We start from the raw sequence: 26,715 nt of genomic DNA, 5'->3' as shown, positions 1-26,715 counted from the left end.
TAGTTCACTGTAGTCAAGGATTTGATTTCAATTAAAGATTTGATTTCAGTCAAAGATTTAACCGGCCGGTGACGCAAGGCTGGCTTCTTTTACCTTCAGCTCTAATGACGTCATCTGCTGTTGCTGTTGCCAGATATGCAGTTGATCCCGGTAATAATCCCAGACACAAGGGCAACAGCTGCCACTGCCACAACATTCATTACTGGCGGGCGGTTCGGGTTTTTCGATGATTTTTACCGACATGGTTGGAGCTTCACTTCTGTTCATGGCATGCTGCAAGAAAGCTATTTTAACGGGACTGTGGGGCGAATGTCTTCTGCTTATTACACGCAAATCTGGCAAACCGTCCGGCAAATACCACCGGGTAAAGTGGCAAGCTATGGTCAGATTGCTGATTTATCAGGCTTACCTGGCCGCGCACGCTTAGTCGGTAAAGCACTGGGAATGGCTCCAGAATCAATGCCTTTGCCCTGGCATCGGGTACTGCGCAGCAATCTGACGCTGGCTTTTGCGGCTGGGACACCACAGGCATTATTGCAGCGCAGTTTGTTGTTAGGCGAAGGCGTGACTTTTCAGGGGCAGCGCGTGGCGAAAACGTCGCAGTGGCAACCGGACCTAGCTGAATTGTTGTTTGCATTGACGTATTAGCACTTGTTGAAATGCAGGTTGTTAGATAACCCTGTTTAACTGCCTGGCTTATCACTTTGCACATAATAACTGACCTGTGCCCGCGGGTTCAGGTACTCATAAATGGCAGGCGGCAATGCCGATGGTTTCAGTACTTTGACAATAGCAAGCTTGCCTTCTTCCAGCGTAATGACCGGCGCTTCCAGCCTTGGGATCTGTGGATCGTAAACCAGCACATTCGGGTACAATAGTTTGTCGCTATTGACGGACATCACCAATGCGACACGCTGATCGGTCAGCATTACCACAGTGCCTGGCGGATAAACGCCCATCATTTTAATCAGTTGCCCCATTTGCGCCGCACCTAATTTGCCCTTCATGCTTTTAAACAAAAAAGACATCGCATGGTGCGGTGAACGGGCTTTGGTCGGATCAGCCGGATGGCATAAGTTATCAAATTCGTTGACCACCGCCACCACTTTGGCCAACTCATCAATTTGATCACTTTTAAGCCCCGCCGGGTAACCACTACCGTCTAACATTTCGTGGTGCTGCAAAATCACCGGAAAAGCTGCAACCGGAAATGCTTCGGTCAGGCGCAGTAAATCAACGCCGTACTTGGTATGCAATTTTAATAAATTGGCTTCGGGGGCCGTTAATGGTTCAGTCTTACGCAATATTTGCGTTGGGATTTTCAGTTTTCCCATATCATGAAATAACGCGCCAAGCCCGGCCAGCTTAATTTTTTCGTCACTAAAACCAAGATTTTTTGCCAGCATCATGGATAACACAGACACGTTTAATACATGATAATACAGGCTTTCTTGATCTTTTCCTGCCTGAGAAATCAAATGCAGTACTAAAGCATCAGCATTGATGATGGTATCAGCAATCCGATTAATCAGTTCGGTCGCTTCATCTACCGCCTGCAATGGACGACTGCCAATTTTCGCCATCACATTACGCACTTGCACCATCGACTGTTCAAAAGCTTTTTCGGTTTTCTGAATTTGCCGGCGCTGCTCTTTCGCCTGTTCAATGCGGGCGTTTTTCTCCCGTTCCAGTTCATACTTCAACTGAGCCGCCTGCTGGTTTAAATCAATTGCATTCGGCTCCGGTTCCTGGTTCAGATCAATGCTGCTTTTATCGGGGAAAAAATACACGAAGTCCAAATCCAACGTCTGGATAATGGCAATTTGTTCGTAACTGTCGACTTTAAATTTATTGGAAATAAACGGATGTTTCATCCAATTCACCGGTAACTGGATGAAATAGCCGATTTTTACCTGGCTTGGACTTATTTTTGCTACTGACACCCGTCACCTTTAAAATCAATGGTCTGTTAGAGCGAATTGATGGATCTGCCGGATTAGTTTAGCAATACCACATGCAGTTGTCTGTTTGGAAATTAACCGGATTAGCTGTAGTGCTGCTGTAGCTCTGAAAAATCGTCAATAATAAAATCGGCAAGCTCGGCAAAATGCGCGTTGTCAGCGGTGCGGTACAAGCAAGAAGGCATGCCGGCTCTGGTCGCCGTTTGTAAATCAAACAGATAATCACCGACAAATAACAACTGCCGGCAATCCAGTTGCCACTTTTTAGCAATGTGAAACAAACCGGCCGGATCAGGTTTTGGTGCGCAATCCTCGCGGGTTAACACCAGATCGACGTTAATCTGCAGATTTTTGATGCAAAGTTCGGTCGCCGATTTGATGTTACGGGTCAAAATTGCAGTGGGAATTTTTTGTTGTTGCAGCTGCTGTAATAACGCTGCGGCGCCTGGCATCCAGCTGGCGTTAGCCGCGCCTTCAAGTTCAAATTGTTCAATCACCTGCGCGGCAACGGCAACTTCCAGCGGATCGGTCAAAGTGGCCAAATGTTCCAGGATCGGTGTGCCCGCCGGCCAGCCTAAGCGCTGGCATAACACTGAGAAATCCAGTCTGGAATCGACTAAAGTGCCATCCAGATCAAAAATAATACCTTGGTGCGTGCCTAATACTGTCATCGGATTTGGAAGGTTCGTCTGAAAAGCCATCGTTAGCGACGATTATTGCACATTCTTTCCCATTGGCAGCAATAGCAAATCAACCAAAACCGTTCGTTCCGGTAAAAACACTATTCAGGCTTTAAAAACCATAAAGTTCGCACAATAACAGGCAAAAGCAGCAGCCGAAGTCGTTGACGGATTGTGTCACTCTGGCTGCTGCCCTTTCGGTAAATGGCTCTGTTGGTTACGGTGAAGCCCTGACATCATAACTGACTACGGTCTGGCGGCTTCGTTCACCTGACCACTGACAGTCATGATCTGCCCGTCGACTGTTGGCAACTGCGCCAGATCACTGATTTCGACATGGCCACGGCGATGAGGATTTAACATCTTATAATTGCCGTCATTACCGGCTTGTTGGGCAAAGCTGGTGATATTCGTGCCATTACAGGTGATTTGGTTGGCGGCATATCTTTTTGACACACCGGTATCGCGCATTTCCACCAGAAATTTGATCGGCCGGTCCATGGCAGCACTGACACAAAGTTTACTGGCCGGGCTATCGTCAGCGGCAACATATTCAACAGCATGCGCTGCGGTAGTTGCAGTAAGAACCAGCAGGACGGCACAACTAACTATTTGAAATTTTTTCATAACTGTATCTCCAAAAGTGATAGATCGCCGGATGGGCGCCTGATCTGTGGGCATTTATCGCCGCCGGACAGTGTCGGATACCGCCTGACACCGTCTGCAGCAGCTGATGCTTGCAGGTCTGAATTAATAGTGCGCTTTTTGGTAAAAAAGGTTGTAAATGCCAGATTTGCTGCTGTAACAACTCTGCGGCGAACACGAAGTGATTTATAGGTTAAGCTTTTGATTTTCTGTGCATTTTATTAAGACACCTGCTTCTGAAACATATTTTCTGTTACAACAACAAAAAAAACATCAGCCTTTTTGCGGGGTTAACCCGGTTGATGCACAATTTTCCGGAATGAGCTTGCTGCCTGAAACCAACGCTATATACTGTATATAATTACAGTATTCTATGGATTGAGGTATGGCTGATGAGCACAGTGTCCGAACTTAAAGCCAGTGGCCAAATCTGGTCACTGCATGATCAGGCCAGTCCCGGCACTTTATTGAGTACCGGATTTGCTGAGCTTGACCAACTGCTGGCCGGTGGTTTCCCAGCAAATACCGTGATCGAGATCCACAGTCCTATTGGCATCGGCGAGCTGCGACTGTTGTTGCCTTGTTTAACCAGACCGCTTATTCACGCGCAACTCCTGACATTTATTAATCCACCGCTGCTGATTGGCAGTCAGATGTTACAAGCGGCCGGTCTGGCGGTGGAACAGGTGTTGGTGTTGCAGCCAGCCACCGCACAGGATGCGCTCTGGGCGGCCGAACAATGCCTGAAAAGCGGTTGTTGTGGCGCCGTGGTTTTGTGGCAATCAACCCTTTCGATTGCCCAGTTAAAACGACTGCAACTGTGCGCGCAGCATGGCATGGCCAATTTGTTTATTTTTCGCGGGCAGCAACAAATGCAATTGTCGCTGCCGATAGCACTGAGTCTTCAGCTCAGTCCGGCATTACAAGGGCTCAAAGTTCAGGTGCTTAAACGCCGTGGTGGCAGGCCAATGGCGCCGATGCTGGTTGATATGACAGCGCGCTGGCCAAGGTTGGCACTGCAAAATACAGCCGCTAACTCTGCGCTGGTTCTGAGCCACAGTGCCTGAGGAGAACAACGTTATGGCTTCTTTATGGGTCTATCTACACTTCCCTGCGCTGCAGCTCGACAGCCTATTTCAGTCACTGCACCAGCCAGCCCCGCTGGAGGGGGCTCAGCCGCCATTGGCTGCGCCCGCATCAACACCAGCGCCAACTCCAACGTCCCCAGCCCTGTGCTTACTAGACCCTGGGTCTTTCCTGATCAAGCAGCTCAATACGGCCGCACGACAGCAAGGCATTCAAGCCGGGATGACCCTAAGCATGGCCAGCGCCCTTTGTCATGATCTGCAGGTACTGCCTTATCAGGCAGCGCAGGAACTGCAATATTTACAACAAATTGCCGCCTTGTTGTACCAAATCAGCGCCGATATTGCCCTGGATCCGCCTTGTGCTGTATGGCTGCGAATTGACCCCATGTTGGCACTGTACGGTGGTTTGGCGGCTTACCTGGGCACCTTGTCACAGCACATAACGGCACTACAGCTGCAGACCCAAATAGCAGTTGCCCATAGCGCGGCCGCGGCGCAATTATTATGTTTTAGCCAGCCTGGGTTTGTTAGCGACGATCCGGCATTGATTGCTGCAGCCTTGGATCATTGTTCGCTACACCACAGCCAGTTGCAGTCCACAGCAACTGGCCAGAAAATCCTGCAACAACTGCAGGCAATGGGCATCAACAACCTTGGCCAATTGCTGGCTATTCCAAGGCCTGAACTAAGCCGACGATTTAGTACAGAAGTCATCATGATGCTGGACCAAGTCGCGGGTGACAGGCCCACAGTGAGCCAGTTTTACCAGCCACCGGAACAATTTTGTCAGTCATTGGAATTGCTGTATCAGCTGGAACATACGCAGCAAATGCAGGCGCCGTTAGGGTATTTATTACAGCTGCTGCAAAACTACCTACAACTGCGGGACCAGCATTGTTACCAGCTACAGTTGCGGCTGGAACTGCGCGATCACCCGCCGCTGCTGCTGAACCTGCAGTCGGCTTGTGGTGAATACCAACAAGCACGCTGGCTGACGTTATTTCAGTTAAAGCTGCAACAACTGAAATTGCCGGCCCCCCTGTTAAAAATGCAATTAAGTGCCGGTCAGACCACAGCCCGGGATGGCGATAATTTGCCTTTGTTTGATAGTCGGCCCCGTGACGGCGCAGAAGCAGTTAACCAGCAATCGACCCCAGCGAGCACGGCAACAACGGTACTCACAGCTGATGCGTTACGCCTGCGCTCATTACTAACTGCCAAGCTTGGAGCGGAACGGGTACAACAGCCGTCGCTACACGCCGATCATCGCCCAGAGCTGGCCAATAGTTATCATCAAACAGAGCTGCTGATGGTCGCAGGCAAAGGAGATGGTCATTATCGGGCCAATCGGCCACCGCATCGACCAAGCCTTTCACTGTTACCGCTCAGACCCGGCTTGCTGCTGATTCAGCCGATCCCACTGCGGATGCAGTTGCAATTACAACCCGGATTGGAACGGATCACGACCGGCTGGTGGGATCAAAAGCCAATCCAACGCGATTATTACATTGGCCGTAATGAAGATGGCCAATGGTGCTGGGCGTTTAAAAATGCCAGTGGCTGGTATTTACAGGGGTACTTTGCCTGATGCGCTACGCCGAATTGTTTTGTCAGAGCAACTTCTCCTTTTTAACCGGCGCTTCCAGCCCGGAGCAACTGGTCAGCACTGCGGCTAGTCTGGGCTATCAGGCGCTGGCGTTGACGGACGAGTGCTCGGTGGCTGGCGTGGTTCGGGCACATCGACAAATCAAAGAGCAGCAACTGCCAATCAAATTAATTGTCGGCGCTTTTTTCCAATACCAAAGTACCTTGCAACTGGTGTTGTTATGCCCGGATCGCACGGCCTACGCCGAATTGTGCCGCATTATTACTAAAGCCCGTAGCCGCGCGGTAAAAGGTCAGTATCTGCTGGAATTATGGGATTTAAAAAGTTGCCGCCACTGCCTGGTACTTTGGCTACCCTCCGGTGAAACCGCAACCGACCACCACTGGGGCGAGTGGCTGCAAAAACAGGTTGGCCAACGGCTGTATCTGGCGCAGCAACGCTTACTCAAAGCCGATGATGCTGCCAGCCAACTTTATCTGCAGCAACTTGGCCACAGTTTTAACCTCAAAAGCTGCGCTGTGGGTGCGGTGCTGATGCATGACAGCGCACAATTACCACTACAGCATGTGCTGACCGCTATTCGGCTGGGCACCACCGTTGCAGCAGCTGGTTTAGCGCTGGAAGCCAATGCAGAGCGCAGCTTAAGACCGATTGCCAAGCTGCAACCTTTATTTTCAAAAGCATTGCTGGAACAAAGTGCTGCTATCGCCGATAGCTGCCATTTTAATTTGGACTCACTGCAATATGAGTATCCGGCCGAATTGGTGCCTGAAGGACTAAGCGCCATCCAGTATTTAAAACAATTGGTGGCTGAAGGTTGCCTGCGACGTTTTAAAACCGGGGTGCCGGAGGATATTCAGCAACTAATTACCAAAGAGTTGCAACTCATCGAAGAACTTCATTACGCCTATTTTTTTCTGACCATCGCCGACGTTGTCCGTTTTGCCCAAAGCCAGCAGATTTTGTATCAGGGTCGCGGCTCTGCCGCTAATTCGGTGGTCTGTTATTGCCTGGAAATTACTGCGGTGGATCCTCGGCAAATTTCGGTGTTGTTCGAGCGGTTTATCTCCAGAGAACGTGCTGAGCCGCCAGATATTGACGTCGATTTTGAGCATGAACGGCGCGAAGAAATTATTCAGTACATTTACCAAAAATATGGCCGGCAACGTGCGGCGCTGGCGGCCACTGTGATTAGTTACCGGCTGCGCAGCAGTGTGCGCGATGTGGGTAAAGCGCTCGGTTTTCACCCAACTCAGCTCGAACACTTTTTGCAGCAAATCAACCGCCGGGATCCCCATCAGCCCTGGTATCAGCAGCTGGCTGCAGTCGGCTTCGATTTGCAATCGGCAATGGCGCAGCAATTTATTCAACTGGTGAACCAAATCCGTGGTTTTCCAAGGCATTTGTCGCAGCATGTCGGTGGCTTTGTGATCTCTGCCGGCCCTTTGTACGAACTGGTACCGGTCGAAAATGCGGCAATGGCAGAGCGCACTGTGATCCAATGGGACAAGGACGACTTGGAAACCCTGGGTTTATTAAAAGTCGATATTCTGGCGCTTGGCATGCTCACTGCCCTGCGCAAAACTCTGCAGCTGGTGGCCACTGAGCAGCAGCGGCCGCTGCAACTGGCTGACATCAGCCGGATGGGTGACGATCCGGCGGTGTACCAAATGATCCAGCATGCCAACACAGTGGGGCTATTTCAAATTGAATCGCGGGCGCAAATGAGTATGTTGCCGAGGCTCAAACCAGCCTGCTTTTATGATTTGGTGATCCAGATTGCGATTGTCCGGCCGGGACCCATTCAAGGCGGCATGGTGCATCCGTTTTTACGTCGGCGCAGTGGCCTGGAAGCGATTAGTTATCCTTCGCTCGCTCTAAAGGAAGTTTTGGGTCGCACCATGGGCGTGCCGATTTTTCAGGAGCAGGTGATTAAACTGGCGATGGTCGCCGCCGGTTTTAGTGGCGGCGAAGCGGATCAATTGCGCCGGGCGATGGCCAGCTGGAAAAAAACCGGCGAGCTGACCCAGTTCTGGCCCAAGCTGCAACAAGGCATGCTGGCGCGCGGTTACACCGAAGCCTACGCCAAGCAGATTTTTCAGCAAATTTGTGGATTTGGTGAATATGGTTTTCCGGAATCGCATTCGGCAAGTTTTGCGCTGTTGGCTTATGCCTCGGCATGGCTGAAATATTATTATCCGCTGGAATTTTTTACATGTTTGCTCAATAGCTTACCAATGGGTTTTTACTCGGCATCGCAGCTGGTGCAAGACGCCACCCGCCAGCAGCTGCATATTCTGCCGGTCTGTATCCAACATTCGGCCTGGGATCATCAGATAGAACATTTGCCAGCGTGCCATTCACCCGATGCCAGCCAAACAATGACCAGCGACCGGGCATTACGACTGGGATTTCGGCAAATTAAAGGGCTCAATCAGCAACGTTGCCAGCACATGGTGGCGATGCGGCCCGCTGATGGTTTTACCAACCTCGCGGCATTAAGCCACAGTGGCATGCGCAAGGACGATTTAGCCTTATTGGCCAGCAGCGGTGCTTTGCAACTGTTGAGTGGCCATCGTTATCAAAGCCGCTGGCAGTTACAGGACAGTCTGACCGATTTACCATTATTTGCTAACACGGAACAGGCAGCTGTCGCACAAGCAGCAGCCGCTTATCGCCACAGCAAACAGCTGGAACTGCTTACAGAACCAAAATCTGCGGCTCCATTGCCGCATCAGCACAAAGCCGGGGACCTGCAACTGCTCACCGAAGATCCGGAACCGCCACCGGACTTAGATTCAGCAGCCTTTACCCTGCCAGCACCAGCGCCTATTGATGATTTAATTGAAGATTACGCCAGGCTGGGGTTAAGTCTTCATCAACATCCGATGGCATTGCTGCGCCAGACGGGTTTACCACACAAGGTGAAAACAGCAGCGCAACTTAATAACCTGAATGATAAAACCGCAGTCCAGGTGGCGGGATTGGTGACTGCGCGGCAAAGCCCCGGCACTGCCGGTGGTGTCACTTTTGTAACGCTGGAAGATGAGACCGGCAATGTCAATTTACTGGTGTGGCGCGCCACAGCCATCGCCCAAAAAACACCCTTTTTAACCGCCAGAATTTTATGGGTGCATGGCATGTTACAACGCGAAGGTGAGGTCATTCACGTGATCGCCGGCCAGTTGCAAAGTCTGGATCACCTGCTGCCCCAGCTGCAAAGTGCCAGCCGTAACTTTCATTAGCAGAAGGTTTTCATTAACGGTTGGTGTTTATACCCAAAATCATTGAAGATTCGGGTAGGCGGCAACTGAACGAATCCCCAGGAGCATAGCTGTTCTATGTGACTGGGGTGAGTGAAGGCGGCCAACAACCCCGAATCTTCAAGGATGCAGGGTATATTCACGAAAGGTTTTGACAAAAGAATAGCTGCATACGATTGCAACTGGTCGTGCTTTCGCAACAGACTGGCCATCGCCGCTACACTCCGGCACCAGACACTGTTAAACTCAACCCGACTTTGTGGACAAGGATCTCTATTGTGATGCGCGCTGCCTTCTTCTTACCAAAATCCGCTACCGGCTTATCTGTGACTACAAGTGTAGCGATGTTTTTCTCCGCACCACTGCTGGCCAATAGCGAAGGCAGTTTGCAACAACGCCAATATGCCCATCAGTTTGGTAAGGTCTCGATTGAAGCTTTGCAACAAGCCGACGGTCAGCGCGAATTTAAATTGCAAACCGCCGGTAAACAGAAAACCATCAATGTCGATGCCACGCAGCTGCAGGTTCATAGCAACAATGCATTATTTGATGCCCTGTTTAGCCTCACCCAGCAGGAACGCGCCCAAAACAGCGTCAGCGAAATTACCGACTGGGGCTTTAACGATCAACAACCGGTGCCCTGCCCTTGTTTTGAAACTGGTGCCAAGTGGCATTATGTCTGGACCCGCGATTTATCCTACAGTTTGGATTTAGGCTTGGGTTATCTTGACCCGGAACGCGCCAGCAATTCTTTGTTATTTAAAACCTCCAAAGTCCGGCCAGAACTAATTGCTCGTGGTGTGGCGCCGACCGAAGTCGCGTTGCAGGACACCGGCTCCGGCGGCAGCTGGCCGGTGAGTTCGGACAGGGTGGTTTGGGTGTTAGCCGCCAGTAACTTAACCGCCAAAGCGGCAGCTGAAGGTTCCAGCAGTGATGCGCAACAAGCCTGGTTGGAAAAATGGTACCCCATTGCCAAGCAAACCTTGTTGCAAGACCGCCAGCATATTTTCAGCAACAAACTCGGTTTATACCGCGGTGAAACCTCATTTTTAGACTGGCGCGAGCAAACCTATCCAGGCTGGACCGCGAAAGATACGCTGTATCTGGCTGAATCTTATGCACTTTCGACCAACGTGCTGCATTATGTCGCGCTGGAACGTACTGCAGCTGCCGCGAAAATACTGGAACCGGCGCTGGCCGCACAATTCAGTCAGTGGGCAGCTGCCCTTAAAATTTCCATTAATCAGTCATTCTGGCTGGCCGACCAAGGGTTATATGCCAGTTATATTGGCGAAGAATATAACCCTCTTCCGGTACAACAATTTGATTTACTTGGCCTTTCCTTGGCCATCACCCATCAGGTGGCAAATAGTGCCCAGGCCAGCCAAATTCTGGCCAATTACCCACTGACCCCAGCAGGGCCACCAGTGATCTTCCCGGCACGGCAACAGATCCCGATTTACCATAACCGCGCTATCTGGCCTTTTGTCAGCAGCTATGCGCTGCGCGCGGCCAAACAGCAGCAACATACTGAGCTGTTTCATTTAATTGCCATGTCGCTATTTCAGGGTACCGCTTTTAACCTGTCGAATATGGAGAACCTGGAATGGCTGACCCAACAAGAACATGTCGATGATGGTGAATTATCGGGGCCGGTGATTAATTCCGAGCGTCAACTCTGGTCCGTAGCGGCTTATCATGATTTTGTCGCCAACAGTTTGTTTGGGATTGACATTAACGCCCGCGAGATTCAGATCAACCCCTTTATTCCGGCCTTGACCCAACAAGCGTTGCAACTGGGTAAAGAGCTGAAATTACAGCAATTACCCGTTGCTTCAGGCCGCTTAAATGTCACGCTGAAACTCAATGGCAACGCCAGCCGCGCCCAAAGTTACCGCTTGCAAAAAGCGCTGCTGAACGGCGTTGAAACTGCATTAACCGCTGCACATCAGCTGACGCTGCAAGTGGATGATTTATCCGGTGAGCAAAACGAGCTGGAGCTTGAACTGACTGCGGTTGACATGCCACGCCAAAACCTGACGCTGCAAAAAGCTGCTAATCCGGCCAAGCTCACCGCCACCGAGCAATACACCTTATTTGCACCAAAAGAGCCGCTGCTGAGCCTTACACAAAACAGCAAAGGCCAGACTGAACTGACCTTCGATAGCAACGGCGAAGAAAAAACCCGCTTCACCTTGTATAAAAATGGCAGCAAGGTAACGCTGAAACGGGGAAAAACTGATTACACCGATACCGATCGCAGCAAGGTCAGTCAGTGTTATGCGTTGGTACAGAGTTATCAGAGTAAACCGCACCAGAGCAATTTAACCTCATTGCCAAGCAAAACCCTCTGTACCACGCCGGGCCAACAAATCTTTGTCGCAGGTCAGGGTTTACAAAGCCCGGACCTTGCCGCCAGCAAACATCTGGGCCTGGATGTATATAAAAACTGGGGGTTGCCGGAGCAACAACTGCAGCTGAACTTTACCGCCACGCACACGGGCCCGCACCGCTTGCAACTGCAGTATTTTATCGACAACGGGCCGATTAATACCGGCATTACCGCTGTGGTGAAAACGGCCCAGGTGCAATGTGCTGAGGCAAAACCGCAACAAGGCACGCTGGTGATGCCGCACCTGTCGATTGCCACTGAACAAGGGGTTTCATCGCAGCTGGAATTTCAGGCGACTGTCGGCCAACAGTGCAGCATCACCATCAAAGATGGTTTTAATATGAGTTACCTGCAGCATTTTGAGCTTTATACCGGCGGCAAAGGTGGACGCAGTGGTCCGTTAAATCAGGCGGTGATCCACGCGGTCAGCATAGTTCCGGCCGTGTAATTGCGACATCTGCCAAGGAACGAGTCAGCATAAAATGATAGATACGGCTAAAGCCAACCACAGCGCATATCCTGAGCTGTGGTTGGCCATTCGCCCGCAGGAGATGTTTTGAACCGGTATTTGTTGTTAGCGTTGTTCTCGGCGGTTTGTATGGCGAGTAGCGGTATTATTGCCCGTTATAGCCAATTATCGGCAGCCGAATTAACGTTTTGCCGGTTAGCGGTTGGCGCTTTATGTCTGGGCTTGTTTTTGCTTGCCAGCCGCCAAGGCCAACAGCTTCAACGCCGGCCCGACCGGATTGTGGTCATCAACGGCATTTTGCTGGCCAGTTTTATGCTGGGCTTTTTACAGGCGATCCAAAGCATTAGTCTGGCCAATGCCATTATGCTGGTCTATCTGGCACCTCCGCTGACCGCGGTCGTCGCCCATTTTATTTATGGCGAAAAGCTGACCCTGCTCAGTTTGTTATTTATTGCTTTATCGGTGCTGGGTTTTGCCATGCTGCAGCAATTTAAGCTCGATTTAGCCCTGACGCCAGCGCAATTGCCTGGTTTTGGGTTTGCCTTGTTATCGCTTTTCACCTATGCCGGTTTTTTATTGCTCAACCGCAAACCGCAGCCTGACCAATCCCCTTATCAACGCAGTTTTTATCAGCTATTGATGGGTGCTTGTTGTGTATTGCCGTTTTTAACCGACAGCAGTTTGCCGCCGCTGAAAGAATTGCCGTGGATTTTACTGGCTGGTATTTTCCCCGGCTTTCTGGCGATTGTTGGCGCGGTTGTCGCGCTGCAGCATTTGCCGGTACGGGTGTTCGGCACCTTGGCTTATATCGAACCGGTGACGGTGATCTTGGCTGGTTGGTGGTTATTTCAGGAAGTGTTAGTGCCGGTGCAGCTGGCTGGCGTGCTGCTGATTGTAGCTTGTGGTGTGGCGCAAGCAGCCCTTGCCCGCCCCTCACCTTCAACCGCCAATGCTACCAGTTGCCAGACCGGCTAAGCCTTTGCATACTGTAGCGAGTATTTCAAAGACGGGCCGACCGATGGCGCGAGCAAACTTATGGTGCCCAAACCTCTTGCGCATCAGCAGCCTACTGTTTTGTTCACAGTTGTTTTGTGCACCGCTGTTTTATGCACAGGCAGCGCCGGTGGTGCTGAAAATGGGCGTCCACAATTTTCCGCCGGATATCGTAGTCAATGCTGATGGCAGTTGCGGCGGGCCTGGTCTTGAACTCAGCCGGGATATTTTCGAAGCGGCTGGCATGCAGGTGGAACCCCGCTGCATTACGCCAGCCCGGATGTACTTGTTGCTCGACAGCGGCGACATCGATTTTTCCATCAATATCAAAAGCACCCTAAAACTATCGCGCCAGCATCTGCCGGTCGAGCCGCCTTATTCAAAACTGCAGTTAGTGCTTTACAGTCACAACCACAGCAGCGATGCACCGCGTGATGATAGTGTGGCGGCGATCCGCGCTTTTGACTATCAGGGGCAACGGCAGCAGTTACTGCAGCGGGGCTATATCTTTGTCGACTTGCCCGATAGCGTCAGCGCCAGCCAGTTTTTTCTACACCAGCGCAGTCAACATTTGATCACTTATGATGGCCCCTTTCGCAGCTTTCTCAGTAAATCGCAGCCCGAATTGCTCAAAGAGTTACAGCGCAAGCCCATCACCAGTATCGATACTTTTTATATTGTATCAGCGCAATCAAAACATCAGGCCGCGATGCAGCAGGCAATTACCCAATTTGCCCAAAAACACCGTTGTCTGTATTTAGCCCGCAGCCTGCCACAACCATGAATTACCTGGCGCACTTATTTTTTGCCGTGGTGTGGATATCAAAAGTCTACCCGAGGCTGTGCAACTAGGGCTGCGCCAACACCGGGCGGTCGATGTTTTTACCGATCACAGTGCAGAAGTGCTGGCCGCCAAACAATACTTTTCAGCAGAGCGCCGCCGTTTTTCTGGTATCGCCATCGATATGTTGTTTGACCATTTTTTGATCCGGCATTGGTCGACCTTTCATCCACAACCTTTTGATTTATATACCAAGCAGCTGTATCAAAAACTTCAGACCGACCTGCCGCAGATGCCCGCTTCGATGCAGCCAACGGTGAGCGCCATTATTCGTCAGGATTGGTTTTTAAGTTATACCGACATCAACCAATTAGGCTTGGCACTGGATCGGGTGGCGCAGCGCATCCGTTTTGCCAATCAATTTGCCGGTTCTATAGAGGATATCCAGGCGCATTACGTTGAGCTTGAGCAGTTGTTTTTGCAGTTTTTCCCGCGATTACAACAGCATGTGCAGCAACAGCGCTGGTTAACCGCAGAAAATCCTGCCCGATAACGCAGAAGCTTGCTAAACTAGCGCCTTTGATTTTTCACGACGGGAGCTTTTTTATGAGTCAATTTCCGGATGATGGCAACGGTGATATGTTGCAAGCAATGGCCGATGCCGGCCTCGATTTAACTCAAAGTCTGGCGCTGGATTTTTATCTGGTGTTTCCAAACCGCGACAAAGCCGAAATGGCATTAAACGCGCTGACAGCCTTAGACCAACCTGGTGAAGTAGAACTGAATTTTAACGATCTGGAGCAGTGGGAGCTGATTGTCAGCCTGACCATGGTGCCAGAGCACGCTACGGTAACCGCCAAAGAAGCTGAACTGGATAAGTTTGCTAAGAAATTTGGTGGTCATAACGATGGTTGGGGCGTGATGCAAAATCAGGACGGCGACGACGAGTTTGCCGACGAGCACGACCATGATTGTGATGACCATTGCGGGCATCACCATTAATCCTCACCGTAAAATGAACAAGGCAGCTGAATGAGCTGCCTTTTTTTCACGTATTGATCAGTTAATTCCCGAACAACAATTGCCAGAAACTGGGGCTACGTTCTTTATGATATTGTTTTTTAAGGATATCAACCTGTTGCAGCTGTTGTTTGGCTTGTTCATGGTTGTTCGCTACCAGACTAGCTTGTACCAAATCCAGTTGCAACTGCACTTCTGTTAGTCCTTGTTGAAATTTGACCTGTTTTTCCGGTGAAAATTGCACTAACTGCACCGAGGCAACCAGTTGTTGTAATTCGCTGATCTGCTGCTGCATCTGCGGTACATCAGCGGCTGTCATCGCTTTTTTATAGGCAAAAGCCATCGCTTTCATGGTGGCTTCAACATCAGTGCTGGCTATCACCGTTGGCACCGGCTCTTCAGCATAAGTCTTACCAGAAAACTGCACTGCGCCGCACAGCAGCAATAAAATCAGACTTAGATCCTTCAACAACGTCATATTTGCACCAATACCTTTGAAAAGGCGCATAGTCTAACATAATTGGCGCAAGGTCCGGCCAGGCAGTTGCGCCAGCGCAGGCCATTGGCTAGACTACGGCGGTTTTCTCATTCTATTTCTTCAGACAATTTTCAGCATATAGCGAGACTGCAGCCATGGGCGCACAATGGAAAAATAAACACAAAAGCGATACCGCCGCCGCCAAAGGTAAGATTTTTACCAAGCTGGCTAAAGAAATTATGGTTGCCGCCAAAAATGGCGCTGATCCGTCGATGAACTCGAAATTACGGCTGGCGATTGAAACAGCGCGTAAAGCATCGATGCCAAAAGACACGCTGGAACGCGCGATTAAAAAAGGTGCCGGTTTACTGGACGGCCCGGTCAACTATGAGCACGTGGTTTATGAAGGTTTTGCGCCGCATCAGGTGCCGGTAATTGTTGAATGTCTGACCGACAATAAAAACCGTTCAGCGCAAAGTATCCGCGTGTTATTCCGCAAAGGTCAATTAGGTAGTTCAGGCGCAGTGTCCTGGGATTTTGACTATTTAGGTGCCATTGAAGCCACTGCTTTAACCAAAGATGCCGACGTTGAAGTTGCCGCCATTGAAGCCGGAGCCCAGGATTTTGAGCAGGACGAAGAAGGTGGCGTGGTGTTTTACACTGAACCAACTGATTTGGATTTAGTGCAAAAAGCCTTACCTGAGTTTGGTTTTAGCGTCAGTTCTGCCCGACTGATTTATAAGCCGAAAAACCCGGTAACGCTGGACGATGCCGCCCGCGCAGAAGTCGAAGCGTTTTTAGATGCGATTGACGGTGATGACGACGTGCAACATGTATACGTCGGACTAGCTGGCTAATCACAGCTTTCCAGCAATACCGATCCAAGGCAGCTACGGCTGCCTTCATTTTTTTCCTGCTCAGGAGATGTGACTGATGTGGACTATTGCCGTTGCGTCGGCCAATCCGGCGAAAATTAATGCCGTGCGTCAGTGTTTTAGTGACACTTTCCCTGACCAGGCCATTCAGGTCACAGGTTACGCTGTCCCTTCAGGCGTGGCGGCGCAGCCGATGTGTAGTAATGAAACACTGCAAGGCGCAAAAAATCGCATCGAAGCGCTAAAGCAACAGCAACAAGCCGATGTTTACGTCAGTATTGAAGCGGGTTTAGACGGTGCTTTTACCTTTGCCTGGATGTTGATTGAACATCATGGCCAACAAGGGATGGCGCGCTCGGCCAGTCTGATGTTGCCGCCAGCAGCGCTGGATTTAATCAAGCAAGGGCTGGAACTTGGGGATGTGATGGATCAGCTGTTTGGCACCGACAATATCAAGCAAGCCGGTGGCGCTATTGGGTTGTTAACCCACAACCGGCTGAGCCGGTCGTCGGTGTATCAACAAGCCTTGTTGCTGGCGTTAATTCCAATGCTCAATCCACAGTGGTTTTAAGCCTTTTGATGTTTGCAGTTCCTGCAGGCAGTTAGACCGGCTCCGCCAATAACCCCAATTCCGCAGGCACAAAAGGCCGGCCTTTGGCGTTCAGCGCGGTGCCAATCACCAGCGCTTGTAGCATCACAGCGCCATCGGGTTGGCGAATGACTTGCTGGCGAAAGCCAAATCTGAGTTTGGAAATAGCTTCAAAAGCGACCGTCACTTCAAATTTATCGCCACTGGTCAGCGAGTTTTTGTAGTCCATCTCGCTGCGCACCACCACCAGATTCACTTTATCACGCGCCAAAGCGGTAAAATCGACACCACGGCTGTGTAAAAATTCGTGGCGGGCGTGTTCTAAGTAATTAAAATACACTGCGTTGTTCACGATGCCCTGCATGTCACATTCATAATCACGCACTTTAAATTCCACACTAAACAATGTTTGATCCCTCGCTTGGCTTGTTGACGACACTACTTTGTTGTATTTATTGCTCTGAATTGGCCAATAACGTTTCCAGCGTATGCTGCTTAATGCCATAAAAAGCTTTTAACGCAGCTATTTGCTGCAACACTGCACTGTTATCACCGGCTTTTTTTCGTTTTTGCGCCAGGATCATTTTGTTTTTGCTGGTGTGTTCCAGCGAAATAAATTCAAACACCTGGGTGTCGTAGCCGTGGGCTTCCAGCAACAAAGCGCGCAGGCCATCGGTCAGCATTTCTGCTTCCTGCCCTAAATGAATGCCGTGGATTAACAGCGGCGACAACACGGCCGGGCTTTGTAGTTGCGGGCGGAGCTCTTTGTGGCAACAAGGCGAACACATAATAATCTCGGCGCCGGTGCGAATACCCATGTCGATGGCGTAATCGGTGGCGATATCACAGGCGTGCAGCGCAATCATCACATTGATGCCACGGGTTTTAAAATGTTTGACATCCCCCTGTTCAAACTGCAAGCCGCTGAGCTGTAATCTTGTCGCCGCTTCGTTGCATAAATCAACCAGCGGCTGGCGCAGTTCTACCCCTGTGACTTTAGCCGAAAGCCCCAGCGTGCTGGTCAGATAATCAAAAACTGCGAAGGTCAGATAGGCTTTACCCGAACCAAAATCTGCCACATGCAGCTGTTGCGATTGCGATTGCGATTGCGATTGGGGCTGCATAAGTCCGGTTTGCTGAATAGCTTTAGCCAGAACTTCAATAAATTTATTGATTTGCTTCCATTTTTTGGACATCGCCGGAATGATGTCGCCTTTAGCGTCGGTAATGCCCAGCGCCTGTAAATAAGGTCGGCTTTGTTCAACATAACGTTGTTTGGCTTTGTTATGCGTCAAATCGACCGAGGTTTCCACAGTAGCTACCGCCGTTTTCACCGGATGTTTACTCAGCAGAACTTTGCCTTTTTTACTGAAGCTTAGCTGCAGTTCATGGCTGGATGTTTGTAAATGGGCGCTGAAAAACTGCTGGCCAAGCTGCTGTTTTAACAGCGATAACGCTTCAGGGAATAAATAGTTATGGGTTTGATCAAAGGTGCGGTTTTGGCTTAAAAACAACAGCTGCAACTCATTTTTGAGCAGCACCGGCCGGATCACCAAACGCTGCAATTCCGGATCATCCCCCTGATACTTTGATAATACCAACCGCACCAATTGCCCGTTTTGAAAAGCATCCGTCAGCAGTTGCAAGAATTGCAAAAGCTTCGGATCAGCTTCGGTGTTAATTTGAACGTCAGTTTGAACGTTGCTTTGAACGTTGCTTTGAACGTCAGTTTGAGAAGTTGGTATCGCAGCAGTCATCGGCAGTCTCGGGGCATCGAACTTAGAAAAAGTGCCGCATTATAACAAAGACTTTCACCTATTTGGGCTTCACGCTAATCACCCGCGCCGCCGAAGGCAATTGCAGCCAGTACGCCGGTTGGTTGACCGGTGTTTTTTCCGGCAAAATCGGATTCACCAGATTAAACACCAAGGAGTCATTAAATTGGCTCAACGGGAACACATGGCGGGTCACCGGATGTTGTTGCATAAACTGCTGCAGTTTCCCTGACAATGCCAGTTCCGATAATCCCCGTTCCAGCCTGGCAGCCAATGCCAGATTGTCTTTTTTGACAAAGAAATACATGGCATAGGGGTACTTTAATAAAATGCCGGTATCAAAATACAGATCCGGATAATATTTGCTGAACTGCTTCACTTCGGCAGGGCCTTCAAAAATGCTGCGCGGGAAATAGTCACAACGTTTTTTACTGAGCATTTGCAGCATTTGGTCATAACCGTCAACACGCAGCACTTTTAACCCGGCATATTCCAAAATGGTCGAATCCGGCCAGATGTGGCCCTGACAGGCAGTGAGGTTTTTCAGTTGTGACAAACTATCGAGCTGACTAAAGGCCACGGCATCGGCTTTACGGATCATCAAGCCGCGCCAGCCAAGGCCGCCGGCCAGCAACGGCACCCGAATGGGTAGCAAATCTTGCTCTACTTTTAAATCGGTGCCAAAACGATGTAAATCGATGAAATTACCTTTCATCAACAGGTAGTGCATATCGCCTTGCGCAGGCGGTTTTAATTCACGAATTTCGGCTTTGCCAAACTCGGCTTCGGTGTTTTTCAGGACTAACGCCAGCAAATCCTGATAATAAGCATGGCTGGCTTCCTGCACCGATTGCTGACCGAGCGTATGAATATACTGCACCTGATCTGCCGCCAGCGTTTTGCAGCTTAAAGCCGCAATCAGGATCAACAGCAGCCAACGCACTACATCCGTTCTTGTTAATCGATTCATTGTGTTAAATCGCAGCACTGTGCAAAAACCACATCCACCGTCTCATTAATTCAGCATAGAGGAAATAGTGGCGCCGGGCTAGCTCAGCGATTGGCTAAAAACTTGCCTGCTGGCGACGGCTCATCTGCCAGGTTGCAGCATGGTTTTAATCCTGTGCCGGAATATCCAGCAACTCACGGCGGATAATCCATTGCTCATCCGGCGGCAATAACCGACTTAAATCAAAATCGGCCAGGTTCGCTGGGGTCAGGACTTCAATTTGTGGTGATACCCGTTTGGGCACCTTTTCGCGTTGTAAACTGCGCACCGCTAAATCCACCGCAATCCGCGCCTGCAGTACCGGTGAATCGGTCACAGCTGCCGCAAGCTGCTGCATTTGCAACATTTCAATCACTGCCGGATTGGCGTAATAAGCCACGATCGGGCTTTGGCTGACCGGATTCCGAAGCTGAAATTGCGCCACCGCTTTGGCGGCAACAGCATTGGCCAGCACAAAATCCACGGCGTGGTGATCCTGATAAAACTGCCGCGTTAATCCGGCTTGATGAAAGGCGTCAGGAGGGCCGTAACCGGCATTTAATAAAGTAATATTGCCGTTTTGGATCAGGCTTTGCACGCCAAGGTCGGCATCACGCACCCAGGCCGCACCTTTGGGGCCAGGGAACCAGCCGAGCCGGATGGGTTTTGTTGATTGCTGCAAAATATAACGCAGCGCGGTGGCTGACATATCGGTAAACGACACCACCGAATGGCTGGTAACGTTATCGCCATCAATACCATTGATTAAATCAATCACCGGAATACCGGCTTGTACCAGCTGTTGCAGCTCGGGACTAAGACCATCGGCAGCAATGGCGGCGATAATATAGGCATCAGCTTTTTTCTGCCGGCACTGCTGTAATTGCGCGCGTTGTTTGTCGGGTTGATCATAACCGCCGGCTTCATAAATGCCGAGCATCACCCCCAAACGGCTGGCTTCCTCGGACAGCCCCCAGGCCACGCCCCACCAATAATGATCTTTACCGTGCGGCAATAAAGCGCAAATCCGCCAGATTTTGTTGGCTTTCGCCAGTGGCTGATATGGCTGCGTCACCCCATCGGCCTGCACTGTCACCGGAAACCAGTTGTCGCTGGACGCCATGAACGGCCACCATACCAACAGCACTGCAATCAATTTGCCCATAACACCTTCCTTTTCGTTGCGAGTAGTTGCGAGTGGTTGCGAGTAGTTGCGAGTTATTGCGAATTGCGGCGAAGTCCCTGCACCGACTATAGTCAATAGAATCAGCGCCGACAATTCACTTGGCAGCAACCTGGCCAGGTATTAGCATACGCAGCAACAACCCAAGGCTGTCACAGGATTTTTTTAATGCACTTCACCAGGATTTTTCAACTACTGCGGTTGGTCGCACTGGCATTGGTACTCTGTAGTTGCAGCAGTATCAGCCAGCAGGAATGCGAGATTGGCGACTGGTACAGTATTGGCGTCAACGACGGTAAAGCCGGTGCGGACAGCAAACAATATCGCAAATATCAAAAGGAATGCGCCAGCCACGGTATTCAAGCTGACTATCCACGTTATCAGCAGGGGTACGAGCAAGGTCTGGTGTTCTATTGTGACTTTGCCCACGGCGAAGCGCACGGTCGCTCCGGAGCTTCCTACAACACCGCTTGCAGTGGCAGGTTAGAGCAGCAGTTCCGGCAAGGGTATGAGCGCGGTCATCGTTGGTATCAGGTAAAAGCGGCGGTGGATAATCTGCAGTTCGAACTGGAACAACGTTTTCGGCAGATCCAGCAAAACCGCGAATTGATATATAACAACAACCAACGGCTGGTGCGGGAACAAAACCCGGACGTCCGGGCGCAATTGTTATATCGCAATGACCATTTAGGCGCCGAGCTTGATCAGCTCAATACCGAAGTTGGTCGCTTACAGGTGCAGCTGTATCAGGCGGAACATGCGTATTCGCAAGTGGAACAACAACAGCGGCAACGCTAAGTACCGGCGCACTACCGCTAACGCGGTGAGTGACGCCCTACGCTGGCAGATCAATCTCATATCAGTCATCACAAACAGTAGGGCGTGACTCAGCCGAAGGCTAGTCCGCCGGAGCGGTACATGTCGCCCTCTTTTAAATTTTCCGGCCAACCGGCTAATTGCCGATTACTGCGAAACGCACGTTTTTCACCGCTCAATGGGTCAATAAAGCTCAGCTCAGCCGCCAATAATTGCAACGGCTGGCTAAAATCGAGCGCTGTTTTTGGCTGCAACTGCGGGTAATATTTGTCATGTAACAACGGCATGCCAAGCCCCAGCATGTGCACGCGTAGCTGATGGGTTTTGCCGGTGTGTGGCGTCAGCTTAAACAAGCCCAAATCACCCTGCCGTTGCAACAATTCGATGCTCGATCGGGCATTCACTTCACCTTCCACCTGCTGCATTAAAAACCGCGGCTGAGATTTTTCCAGCCGGTTCTGCACTTGCCATTGCTGTCCAGGTTCGGCCGGAATATGCTCGGCAATATGCGCCACTGCCAGATAACTTTTTTCAATCTGACCGCTGGCGAATAGTTGATAATAATCAGCGCGGCTTGGCACTTGTTTGCTAAACAGCACCAGCCCGGCGGTTTCCCGATCCAGCCGGTGCACCGCCACTAAATCAGGCGCATGGTACTTTTGTCGTAACCGCTCCAACAAACATTCGTTGATATATTCACCACCCGGGATCACCGGTAGAAAATGCGGCTTGCAGGCAATCAGCAGATGTTCGTCCTGATACACCAATTCTTCACTAAACGGAATGTGCGGCTCGGCGCTGACTTCCCGAAAATAACACAACCTTCGACTCGGGCTAAACGGCGTGTCCGGTGTGACTTTGTCGCCGTCAAACCAAAACACCTTGCCGTCCTGCAATCGCTCTAACCAGATTGCTGAGTCAATCCGCGGAAACTGCCAGCATAAAAATTCATACAAATTGGCCCAGCCCTGATTGTTGGCTGGCAAGGTAATTTCAGAAGGACGATTGGCAATGGCCATGACGATAACCGGACTTTTACAACAGGCTTGAATGGCGCGCAGCATAGCATAGGCGGCATGATGGCAGCCATGCTGGCTAGCCGTCATCCTGGAAGATTCGGGGTTGTTGGCCGCCTTCAGTTTATTGCAGTGGGGTACTTTGCGCTATAACCACTTGATTACGACCATTGTTTTTTGCCAGATATAAAGCCTGATCGGCTTTTTCAATCAACACCATGCTGGTTTCATGCGCTTGCGGCACCAGCACGGCAATACCAATACTGACCGTCAACCGGCCAAGTGGTGAGGTTTGATGAGCGATATTGAGTGAGGCAAAAGCCAGTCGTAACAGGTCAGCTTGTTGTTTCAGATAATTGGCATCGGCCAGCGGCACCACCAACGCAAATTCTTCACCGCCATAACGCGCCGCTAAATCGGTGGTGCGTCTGGCACCAAGCCGCAATAACTGGCCGACCTGGCGCAAGGCTTCGTCGCCCTGCAAATGGCCATAACAGTCGTTGTAATTTTTAAACCAGTCCACATCCAGCATCATCAGTCCCAGCGGCTGCTGTAAGCGACTGGCTCTTTGCCATTCGGCCTGCAGATATTCATCAAAACGCCGCCGGTTAGCGAGCTGGGTTAAACCGTCGGTAACACTCAGTTGTGCCAATTGCCGGTTGGCTTCCGACAACTGCCGCGTGCGCTCCTGCACGCGCTGCTCTAATTTGCGATTGCTGCTGAGTAAATCTGAAGTCCATAATTTACGAAGCTTACGCTGCTCACACAATAACGCCTGAATAATCAGTACCACTGCTGCCAGAAAACCACAAAACAGCTGCATGGCAGTGGCGGTTTCGGCGGCATGCCCGGTGATAAAAGGTCCATAACCCATGGTGGTACCGACCCACACCAGCAAAAATGTCAGACCTTGAAAAATAAAGATAAAACTCTGATTGGCGGTGAGCGCCACAAACAGCAGCGGCATCAGCAATAAGGCGGGTTGCTGGAAACCCGGTGGCAACCAAATCTGGCCAGGGCCAAATAAAAAAAACGCCAGCAACAGCAGACAAAATACCGCCTGATACTTCCAGCGCACTTTATCCAGCATTCGCCGCCAGCCCGGTTGTAAAAAACAACTGATCAATAAGGGTGTGCCAATTAAGGCCCCGACCATATTGCTGACACTCCAGTTGGCGATACCGGTGACATAGTGCTCCACCCACGACAGACCTAACAGCCAATACACGCCGATCCCAAACACTGAGGCTACTGCGCCACAAATCGCGGTCGCCGGTAAAAACCGTTTCAGCACCCACAGCAAATCGCCAAAGGATTGTTGTAACGAGCTGACCCGACCACAAAAATACAACGCCAGCATCGCCGACAGGGTGTTACCGCTGGCGGTTGCCAGCATGATCAATAAGCTTTGCGTCATCGAAAAAGGCTGACCGAGGCTGAAAAAATAAATCAGGAGCACCGCCAGCGACGCGGCAAAGATAGCAGGCCAAATGCGCTTACCACAGAGCAAAAACGCCGCCAGCGCAACGCCGGTTGATGGCCAGACGGTGATGGTTTCGAAGATAAACATGGTGATGAGCGCAAGGCCCAGATACAAACAAAACATCAACAACAACAGTACAGACAGCGGCTGACGTTTCGGTTTTTCCAAAAAGCCGATCCGCATCTTTTTCGTTCGCTGTCGTGGCACTTCCGACTCAGTCAACGCAACTATCCCAGTTTAATTTTAACCCTCTTGGTCTAAGCATTACTGGTTTCGCCACACAGTCAAATAAATAACCAAAATGGCCGGCGTTGTGGCGCCGGCCTTTGGTTTTTTGTTGTTGTCACGCTGGTTGTTAGCGTCTGCTAAGTGACTCGATTTATTTCGTCCGGTACATCTCAAACCAGGCCAACATCGTTTCCACTTTGGCAATCATCCGACTGGGTTTATTGGAAATGCCATGCGGCGCACCCGGCACCCGCACTAATACAGTATCGACTTTGCGCAGTTTTAATGCTTGATAAAACTGTTCTGATTCGCTAATCGGCGTGCGGCGGTCTTCTTCACCTGTCATCAGCAGAGTCGGTGTTTTGACGTTGCCAGCCAGCGACAATGGCGAGCGTTTCCAATAATGCTCAACGTTTTCCCAAGGCACCCCAGGGAACTGGTGATAAGTTTGATACAGGTAACTATCGCCGGTCAGCACTTTACTGAGCCAGTTGATAATTGGCTTAATCACCGCTGCGGCTTTATAGCGGTCGGTCAAGCCAACCGCATAAGACGTGGCAATACCTCCGGCGGAACCACCGGCGATAAACAGGTTATTTTCATCGACAAACCCCAGTTTAATCATGGCATTGACGCCAGAATCGTGGTCGGCATAATCTTCTTCTGAGCTGTATTTGCCGTTCAGCAGCATGGCAAATCGTTCACCATAGCTGGTGCTACCGCGGTGGTTATCATAAAACACCACATAACCAGCGGCGGCATAACGCTGCATTTCAGCACTGAAATGCGGACCGTACGCCAGATGCGGGCCACCGTGAATTTCCAGAATAAGCGGATATTTTTTCGCCGGATCAAAATCCGGTGGGGTTAAATACCAGCCTTGCATTGGTTCCTTATCAAACGATGACTGATAGTTAATTTCCTGAACTTGCGCCAGTTTTTTATGCGCTAATAAATCTTCATTCAGTGCCGTTAATACCCGGCTTTTGCCCTGGCTAATCACTGCAATATCGGCCGGACGTTGGCTGGTGCCGTGGGTATAACTGATGACGCCGTTGCTTAAATGATAATCGCCACTTAAATAAGGTTGCGGTAAAGCAGTGCCGGAAAGGCTGGCCGTCAGCTCTTTATGCTGGCCTTTTAAGTTCATTTGCGCCAGTTTGCGCAGGCCACGTTCGTCATACTGCACCACCAGCTCGGAATTATTTAGCCACTGTGGCGAAACTAGATCTAAATCCAGCTCTTTCGCCACATCGGCAATAGCGCCGCTTTTCAGATCCAGTACTTTGAGCTTGCCATTGGTAAAAGGCACCTTGGCATTATTGCCCCAGATAAACGCCAACTTACTGCCATCAGGGGAAAACTGCGCCGATTCTTCTTGCCCGGCAAGTGTCGTCAACGCATTCAAAGCGCCAGTTTGCAAATTCAGCTGATACAGGTTTTTATCCCGTGGTTGATATTCCCATTCTGGATCCAGATTGGCGGAAAATACCAAACCTTTGCCATCCGGGGTGAACGTTAAGTCAGCACCATGATGGCGCTCGCCTTGGGTGAGCTGACGCTCTTTACCACCCATCGCTGGTAACACAAAAATTTGCCGGAATTCGGGTTTCAAAAAGCCCTGACCGTCGGCTTGATATTGCGCGCGGTCGATCACTACGACCGGCTCCGCCCATTTGGCGCCGTTTGGTTTTTTCGGCATTTTGGTCAGCTGTGCAAGTTTGGCACCGGCTGCCGGAACGCTCATACTAAAGGCAAGCTGTTCACCATCCGGTGACCAGGTGAGATTGGCCGGGCTTTTTGGCAAGGCACTTAATAGCGCCGTGCGATTTTCCGAGAGCCAATGCAAATGAATTTGTCTTGAACCTGAACGGTCAGAAATAAAGGCAATTTTGCTGCCATCTGGCGACCAGCTTGGCTGACTGTAATTATATTGGTCGACAAATAACGGCGTCTGCTGACCGGATTTAACGTCAACTAGCCATAAAGTGCTATGAGTACCGTCGGTCATAATGTCGTTGCTATTACGCACATAAACCACCGATTTACCATCAGGTGACACTTGCGGTTCACTGGCATATTCCAGTGCAAAAATGTCTTCGGCGTTAAAGTAGTTCGCAGCTGTATTGCCACTTAGCGCTGTGCCCGCAGTATTTGCCTGCAGTGCAAGCGGTAACTGGCTACAGAATAAGACGGCAGCCAGCTGGCATAAACGCCGGGAGTGAAAAGTTGGTTTCATCAAAAGCCCTTCAGTGATTTCTTATTTTTAGCATGCTAAACAAGCTACAGCGCTGATGGCAACAACACAATTTTGTCGCGACCAATAACCCTGATTTAACGGCACGCAGCAGGCAGAAAAGGTCCAATAAGCTTTTGGTAAGTTAAA

The 26,715-nt window shown here is 50.5% G+C and carries 24 protein-coding genes; 12 read left to right on the top strand and 12 right to left on the bottom strand.

Annotation, left to right across the window (positions count from 1 at the left end; translation table 11 throughout):
* Window positions 1–57: 57 nt before the first annotated feature.
* Window positions 58–267, bottom strand: a complete 210-nt coding sequence (locus tag EOE67_RS13545) for an oxidoreductase-like domain-containing protein (protein ID WP_206099592.1) — start codon at window positions 265–267, stop codon at window positions 58–60.
* A gap of 42 nt (window positions 268–309) precedes the next feature.
* Between EOE67_RS13545 and EOE67_RS13540 the strand changes: the two genes are divergently transcribed.
* Window positions 310–648 (top strand): MGMT family protein, encoded by a 339-nt coding sequence (locus EOE67_RS13540; protein WP_127699799.1) that lies wholly within the window; start codon window positions 310–312, stop codon window positions 646–648.
* A gap of 35 nt (window positions 649–683) precedes the next feature.
* Here EOE67_RS13540 and EOE67_RS13535 read toward each other — a convergent pair whose 3' ends face one another.
* From EOE67_RS13535 to EOE67_RS13525, 3 genes are all read right to left on the bottom strand, one after another.
* The gene (locus tag EOE67_RS13535) at window positions 684–1,943 is read right to left on the bottom strand and encodes a cyclic di-GMP phosphodiesterase (RefSeq protein ID WP_127699797.1); all 1,260 of its coding nucleotides are present in this window, start codon (window positions 1,941–1,943) and stop codon (window positions 684–686) included.
* 101 nt (window positions 1,944–2,044) lie between these two features.
* Entirely contained in the window at window positions 2,045–2,632 is a 588-nt protein-coding gene (locus EOE67_RS13530; RefSeq protein WP_127699795.1) for an HAD family hydrolase, read from the bottom strand.
* A gap of 255 nt (window positions 2,633–2,887) precedes the next feature.
* Window positions 2,888–3,268 (bottom strand): DUF3718 domain-containing protein, encoded by a 381-nt coding sequence (locus EOE67_RS13525; RefSeq protein WP_164852334.1) that lies wholly within the window; start codon window positions 3,266–3,268, stop codon window positions 2,888–2,890.
* A 410-nt stretch (window positions 3,269–3,678) separates the two neighbouring features.
* On the opposite strand from EOE67_RS13525, the gene imuA reads away from it, so the two are divergent.
* From imuA to EOE67_RS13485, 8 genes are all read left to right on the top strand, one after another.
* A complete protein-coding gene (gene imuA / locus EOE67_RS13520) occupies window positions 3,679–4,353 on the top strand; it encodes a translesion DNA synthesis-associated protein ImuA (RefSeq protein WP_127699791.1) in 675 nt (224 codons plus the stop codon).
* 13 nt (window positions 4,354–4,366) lie between these two features.
* Complete coding sequence (locus EOE67_RS13515) at window positions 4,367–5,962, top strand: Y-family DNA polymerase (RefSeq protein WP_127699789.1); 1,596 nt, start codon at window positions 4,367–4,369, stop codon at window positions 5,960–5,962.
* Complete coding sequence (locus EOE67_RS13510) at window positions 5,962–9,225, top strand: error-prone DNA polymerase (RefSeq protein WP_127699787.1); 3,264 nt, start codon at window positions 5,962–5,964, stop codon at window positions 9,223–9,225. The genes EOE67_RS13515 and EOE67_RS13510 overlap by 1 nt, the downstream gene beginning before the upstream one ends.
* Before the next feature lie 344 nt (window positions 9,226–9,569).
* On the top strand, window positions 9,570–12,083 hold the full coding sequence (locus EOE67_RS13505) for a glucosidase family protein (protein ID WP_127699785.1): 2,514 nt from the start codon (window positions 9,570–9,572) through the stop codon (window positions 12,081–12,083).
* Window positions 12,084–12,191: 108 nt separating this feature from the next.
* Entirely contained in the window at window positions 12,192–13,079 is an 888-nt protein-coding gene (locus tag EOE67_RS13500) for a DMT family transporter (RefSeq protein ID WP_127699783.1), read from the top strand.
* A 43-nt stretch (window positions 13,080–13,122) separates the two neighbouring features.
* On the top strand, window positions 13,123–13,881 hold the full coding sequence (locus EOE67_RS13495) for a transporter substrate-binding domain-containing protein (RefSeq protein ID WP_127699780.1): 759 nt from the start codon (window positions 13,123–13,125) through the stop codon (window positions 13,879–13,881).
* Between the two features lie 31 nt (window positions 13,882–13,912).
* Window positions 13,913–14,431 carry an acyl carrier protein phosphodiesterase gene (locus EOE67_RS13490; protein WP_206099591.1) on the top strand — a complete coding sequence of 173 codons (519 nt, stop codon included), beginning with the start codon at window positions 13,913–13,915 and terminating at the stop codon, window positions 14,429–14,431.
* Window positions 14,432–14,484: 53 nt separating this feature from the next.
* Entirely contained in the window at window positions 14,485–14,880 is a 396-nt protein-coding gene (locus EOE67_RS13485) for a ribonuclease E inhibitor RraB (RefSeq protein ID WP_127699776.1), read from the top strand.
* A 61-nt stretch (window positions 14,881–14,941) separates the two neighbouring features.
* On the opposite strand, the gene EOE67_RS13480 is transcribed toward EOE67_RS13485, so the two are convergent.
* Window positions 14,942–15,376, bottom strand: a complete 435-nt coding sequence (locus tag EOE67_RS13480; protein ID WP_127699773.1) for a cytochrome b562 — start codon at window positions 15,374–15,376, stop codon at window positions 14,942–14,944.
* A 155-nt stretch (window positions 15,377–15,531) separates the two neighbouring features.
* Between EOE67_RS13480 and EOE67_RS13475 the strand changes: the two genes are divergently transcribed.
* Both EOE67_RS13475 and yjjX read left to right on the top strand, forming a co-directional pair.
* Complete coding sequence (locus EOE67_RS13475) at window positions 15,532–16,233, top strand: YebC/PmpR family DNA-binding transcriptional regulator (protein ID WP_068066515.1); 702 nt, start codon at window positions 15,532–15,534, stop codon at window positions 16,231–16,233.
* A gap of 76 nt (window positions 16,234–16,309) precedes the next feature.
* Window positions 16,310–16,822 carry an inosine/xanthosine triphosphatase gene (gene yjjX, locus EOE67_RS13470; protein WP_206099590.1) on the top strand — a complete coding sequence of 171 codons (513 nt, stop codon included), beginning with the start codon at window positions 16,310–16,312 and terminating at the stop codon, window positions 16,820–16,822.
* Window positions 16,823–16,853: 31 nt separating this feature from the next.
* Here yjjX and EOE67_RS13465 read toward each other — a convergent pair whose 3' ends face one another.
* The 4 genes from EOE67_RS13465 to torT form a co-directional block, all read right to left on the bottom strand.
* The gene (locus tag EOE67_RS13465; protein ID WP_240652816.1) at window positions 16,854–17,225 is read right to left on the bottom strand and encodes an acyl-CoA thioesterase; all 372 of its coding nucleotides are present in this window, start codon (window positions 17,223–17,225) and stop codon (window positions 16,854–16,856) included.
* A gap of 67 nt (window positions 17,226–17,292) precedes the next feature.
* Window positions 17,293–18,597 carry a class I SAM-dependent methyltransferase gene (locus EOE67_RS13460; RefSeq protein ID WP_127699767.1) on the bottom strand — a complete coding sequence of 435 codons (1,305 nt, stop codon included), beginning with the start codon at window positions 18,595–18,597 and terminating at the stop codon, window positions 17,293–17,295.
* Window positions 18,598–18,655: 58 nt separating this feature from the next.
* Entirely contained in the window at window positions 18,656–19,585 is a 930-nt protein-coding gene (locus EOE67_RS13455) for a type 2 periplasmic-binding domain-containing protein (protein ID WP_127699765.1), read from the bottom strand.
* Between the two features lie 145 nt (window positions 19,586–19,730).
* On the bottom strand, window positions 19,731–20,768 hold the full coding sequence (gene torT, locus EOE67_RS13450) for a TMAO reductase system periplasmic protein TorT (RefSeq protein ID WP_127699763.1): 1,038 nt from the start codon (window positions 20,766–20,768) through the stop codon (window positions 19,731–19,733).
* A 186-nt stretch (window positions 20,769–20,954) separates the two neighbouring features.
* On the opposite strand from torT, the gene EOE67_RS13445 reads away from it, so the two are divergent.
* Window positions 20,955–21,584 (top strand): DUF2799 domain-containing protein, encoded by a 630-nt coding sequence (locus EOE67_RS13445; protein WP_127699761.1) that lies wholly within the window; start codon window positions 20,955–20,957, stop codon window positions 21,582–21,584.
* An 89-nt stretch (window positions 21,585–21,673) separates the two neighbouring features.
* On the opposite strand, the gene EOE67_RS13440 is transcribed toward EOE67_RS13445, so the two are convergent.
* The 3 genes from EOE67_RS13440 to EOE67_RS13430 form a co-directional block, all read right to left on the bottom strand.
* Window positions 21,674–22,621, bottom strand: coding sequence for a pseudouridine synthase (locus EOE67_RS13440; RefSeq protein WP_127699758.1), 948 nt, complete (start codon window positions 22,619–22,621; stop codon window positions 21,674–21,676).
* 121 nt (window positions 22,622–22,742) lie between these two features.
* Window positions 22,743–24,269: a sensor domain-containing diguanylate cyclase gene (locus EOE67_RS13435; protein WP_164852333.1), complete on the bottom strand. Its 1,527-nt coding sequence runs from the start codon at window positions 24,267–24,269 to the stop codon at window positions 22,743–22,745.
* Window positions 24,270–24,480: 211 nt separating this feature from the next.
* On the bottom strand, window positions 24,481–26,568 hold the full coding sequence (locus EOE67_RS13430) for a S9 family peptidase (protein ID WP_127699754.1): 2,088 nt from the start codon (window positions 26,566–26,568) through the stop codon (window positions 24,481–24,483).
* Window positions 26,569–26,715: the final 147 nt, after the last annotated feature.

This window comes from Rheinheimera riviphila, assembly GCF_004005945.1.
GTDB lineage: Bacteria > Pseudomonadota > Gammaproteobacteria > Enterobacterales > Alteromonadaceae > Pararheinheimera > Pararheinheimera riviphila.
This window is presented reverse-complemented; position numbering and strand designations above follow the sequence as displayed.

Bases quoted from the DNA above. Each gene is read 5' to 3' on its own strand.
- EOE67_RS13480 (WP_127699773.1), bottom strand. From the start codon at position 15,376: ATGACGTTGTTGAAGGATCTAAGTCTGATTTTATTGCTGCTGTGCGGC.
- EOE67_RS13440 (WP_127699758.1), bottom strand. From the start codon at position 22,621: ATGGCCATTGCCAATCGTCCTTCTGAAATTACCTTGCCAGCCAACAAT.
- EOE67_RS13495 (WP_127699780.1), top strand. From the start codon at position 13,123: ATGGCGCGAGCAAACTTATGGTGCCCAAACCTCTTGCGCATCAGCAGC.
- EOE67_RS13475 (WP_068066515.1), top strand. From the start codon at position 15,532: ATGGGCGCACAATGGAAAAATAAACACAAAAGCGATACCGCCGCCGCC.
- EOE67_RS13545 (WP_206099592.1), bottom strand. From the start codon at position 267: ATGAACAGAAGTGAAGCTCCAACCATGTCGGTAAAAATCATCGAAAAA.
- EOE67_RS13530 (WP_127699795.1), bottom strand. From the start codon at position 2,632: ATGACAGTATTAGGCACGCACCAAGGTATTATTTTTGATCTGGATGGC.
- EOE67_RS13460 (WP_127699767.1), bottom strand. From the start codon at position 18,597: ATGACTGCTGCGATACCAACTTCTCAAACTGACGTTCAAAGCAACGTT.
- torT (WP_127699763.1), bottom strand. From the start codon at position 20,768: ATGGGCAAATTGATTGCAGTGCTGTTGGTATGGTGGCCGTTCATGGCG.
- EOE67_RS13455 (WP_127699765.1), bottom strand. From the start codon at position 19,585: ATGAATCGATTAACAAGAACGGATGTAGTGCGTTGGCTGCTGTTGATC.
- yjjX (WP_206099590.1), top strand. From the start codon at position 16,310: ATGTGGACTATTGCCGTTGCGTCGGCCAATCCGGCGAAAATTAATGCC.
- EOE67_RS13430 (WP_127699754.1), bottom strand. From the start codon at position 26,568: ATGAAACCAACTTTTCACTCCCGGCGTTTATGCCAGCTGGCTGCCGTC.
- EOE67_RS13510 (WP_127699787.1), top strand. From the start codon at position 5,962: ATGCGCTACGCCGAATTGTTTTGTCAGAGCAACTTCTCCTTTTTAACC.
- EOE67_RS13525 (WP_164852334.1), bottom strand. From the start codon at position 3,268: ATGAAAAAATTTCAAATAGTTAGTTGTGCCGTCCTGCTGGTTCTTACT.
- EOE67_RS13540 (WP_127699799.1), top strand. From the start codon at position 310: ATGTCTTCTGCTTATTACACGCAAATCTGGCAAACCGTCCGGCAAATA.
- EOE67_RS13445 (WP_127699761.1), top strand. From the start codon at position 20,955: ATGCACTTCACCAGGATTTTTCAACTACTGCGGTTGGTCGCACTGGCA.
- EOE67_RS13515 (WP_127699789.1), top strand. From the start codon at position 4,367: ATGGCTTCTTTATGGGTCTATCTACACTTCCCTGCGCTGCAGCTCGAC.
- imuA (WP_127699791.1), top strand. From the start codon at position 3,679: ATGAGCACAGTGTCCGAACTTAAAGCCAGTGGCCAAATCTGGTCACTG.
- EOE67_RS13485 (WP_127699776.1), top strand. From the start codon at position 14,485: ATGAGTCAATTTCCGGATGATGGCAACGGTGATATGTTGCAAGCAATG.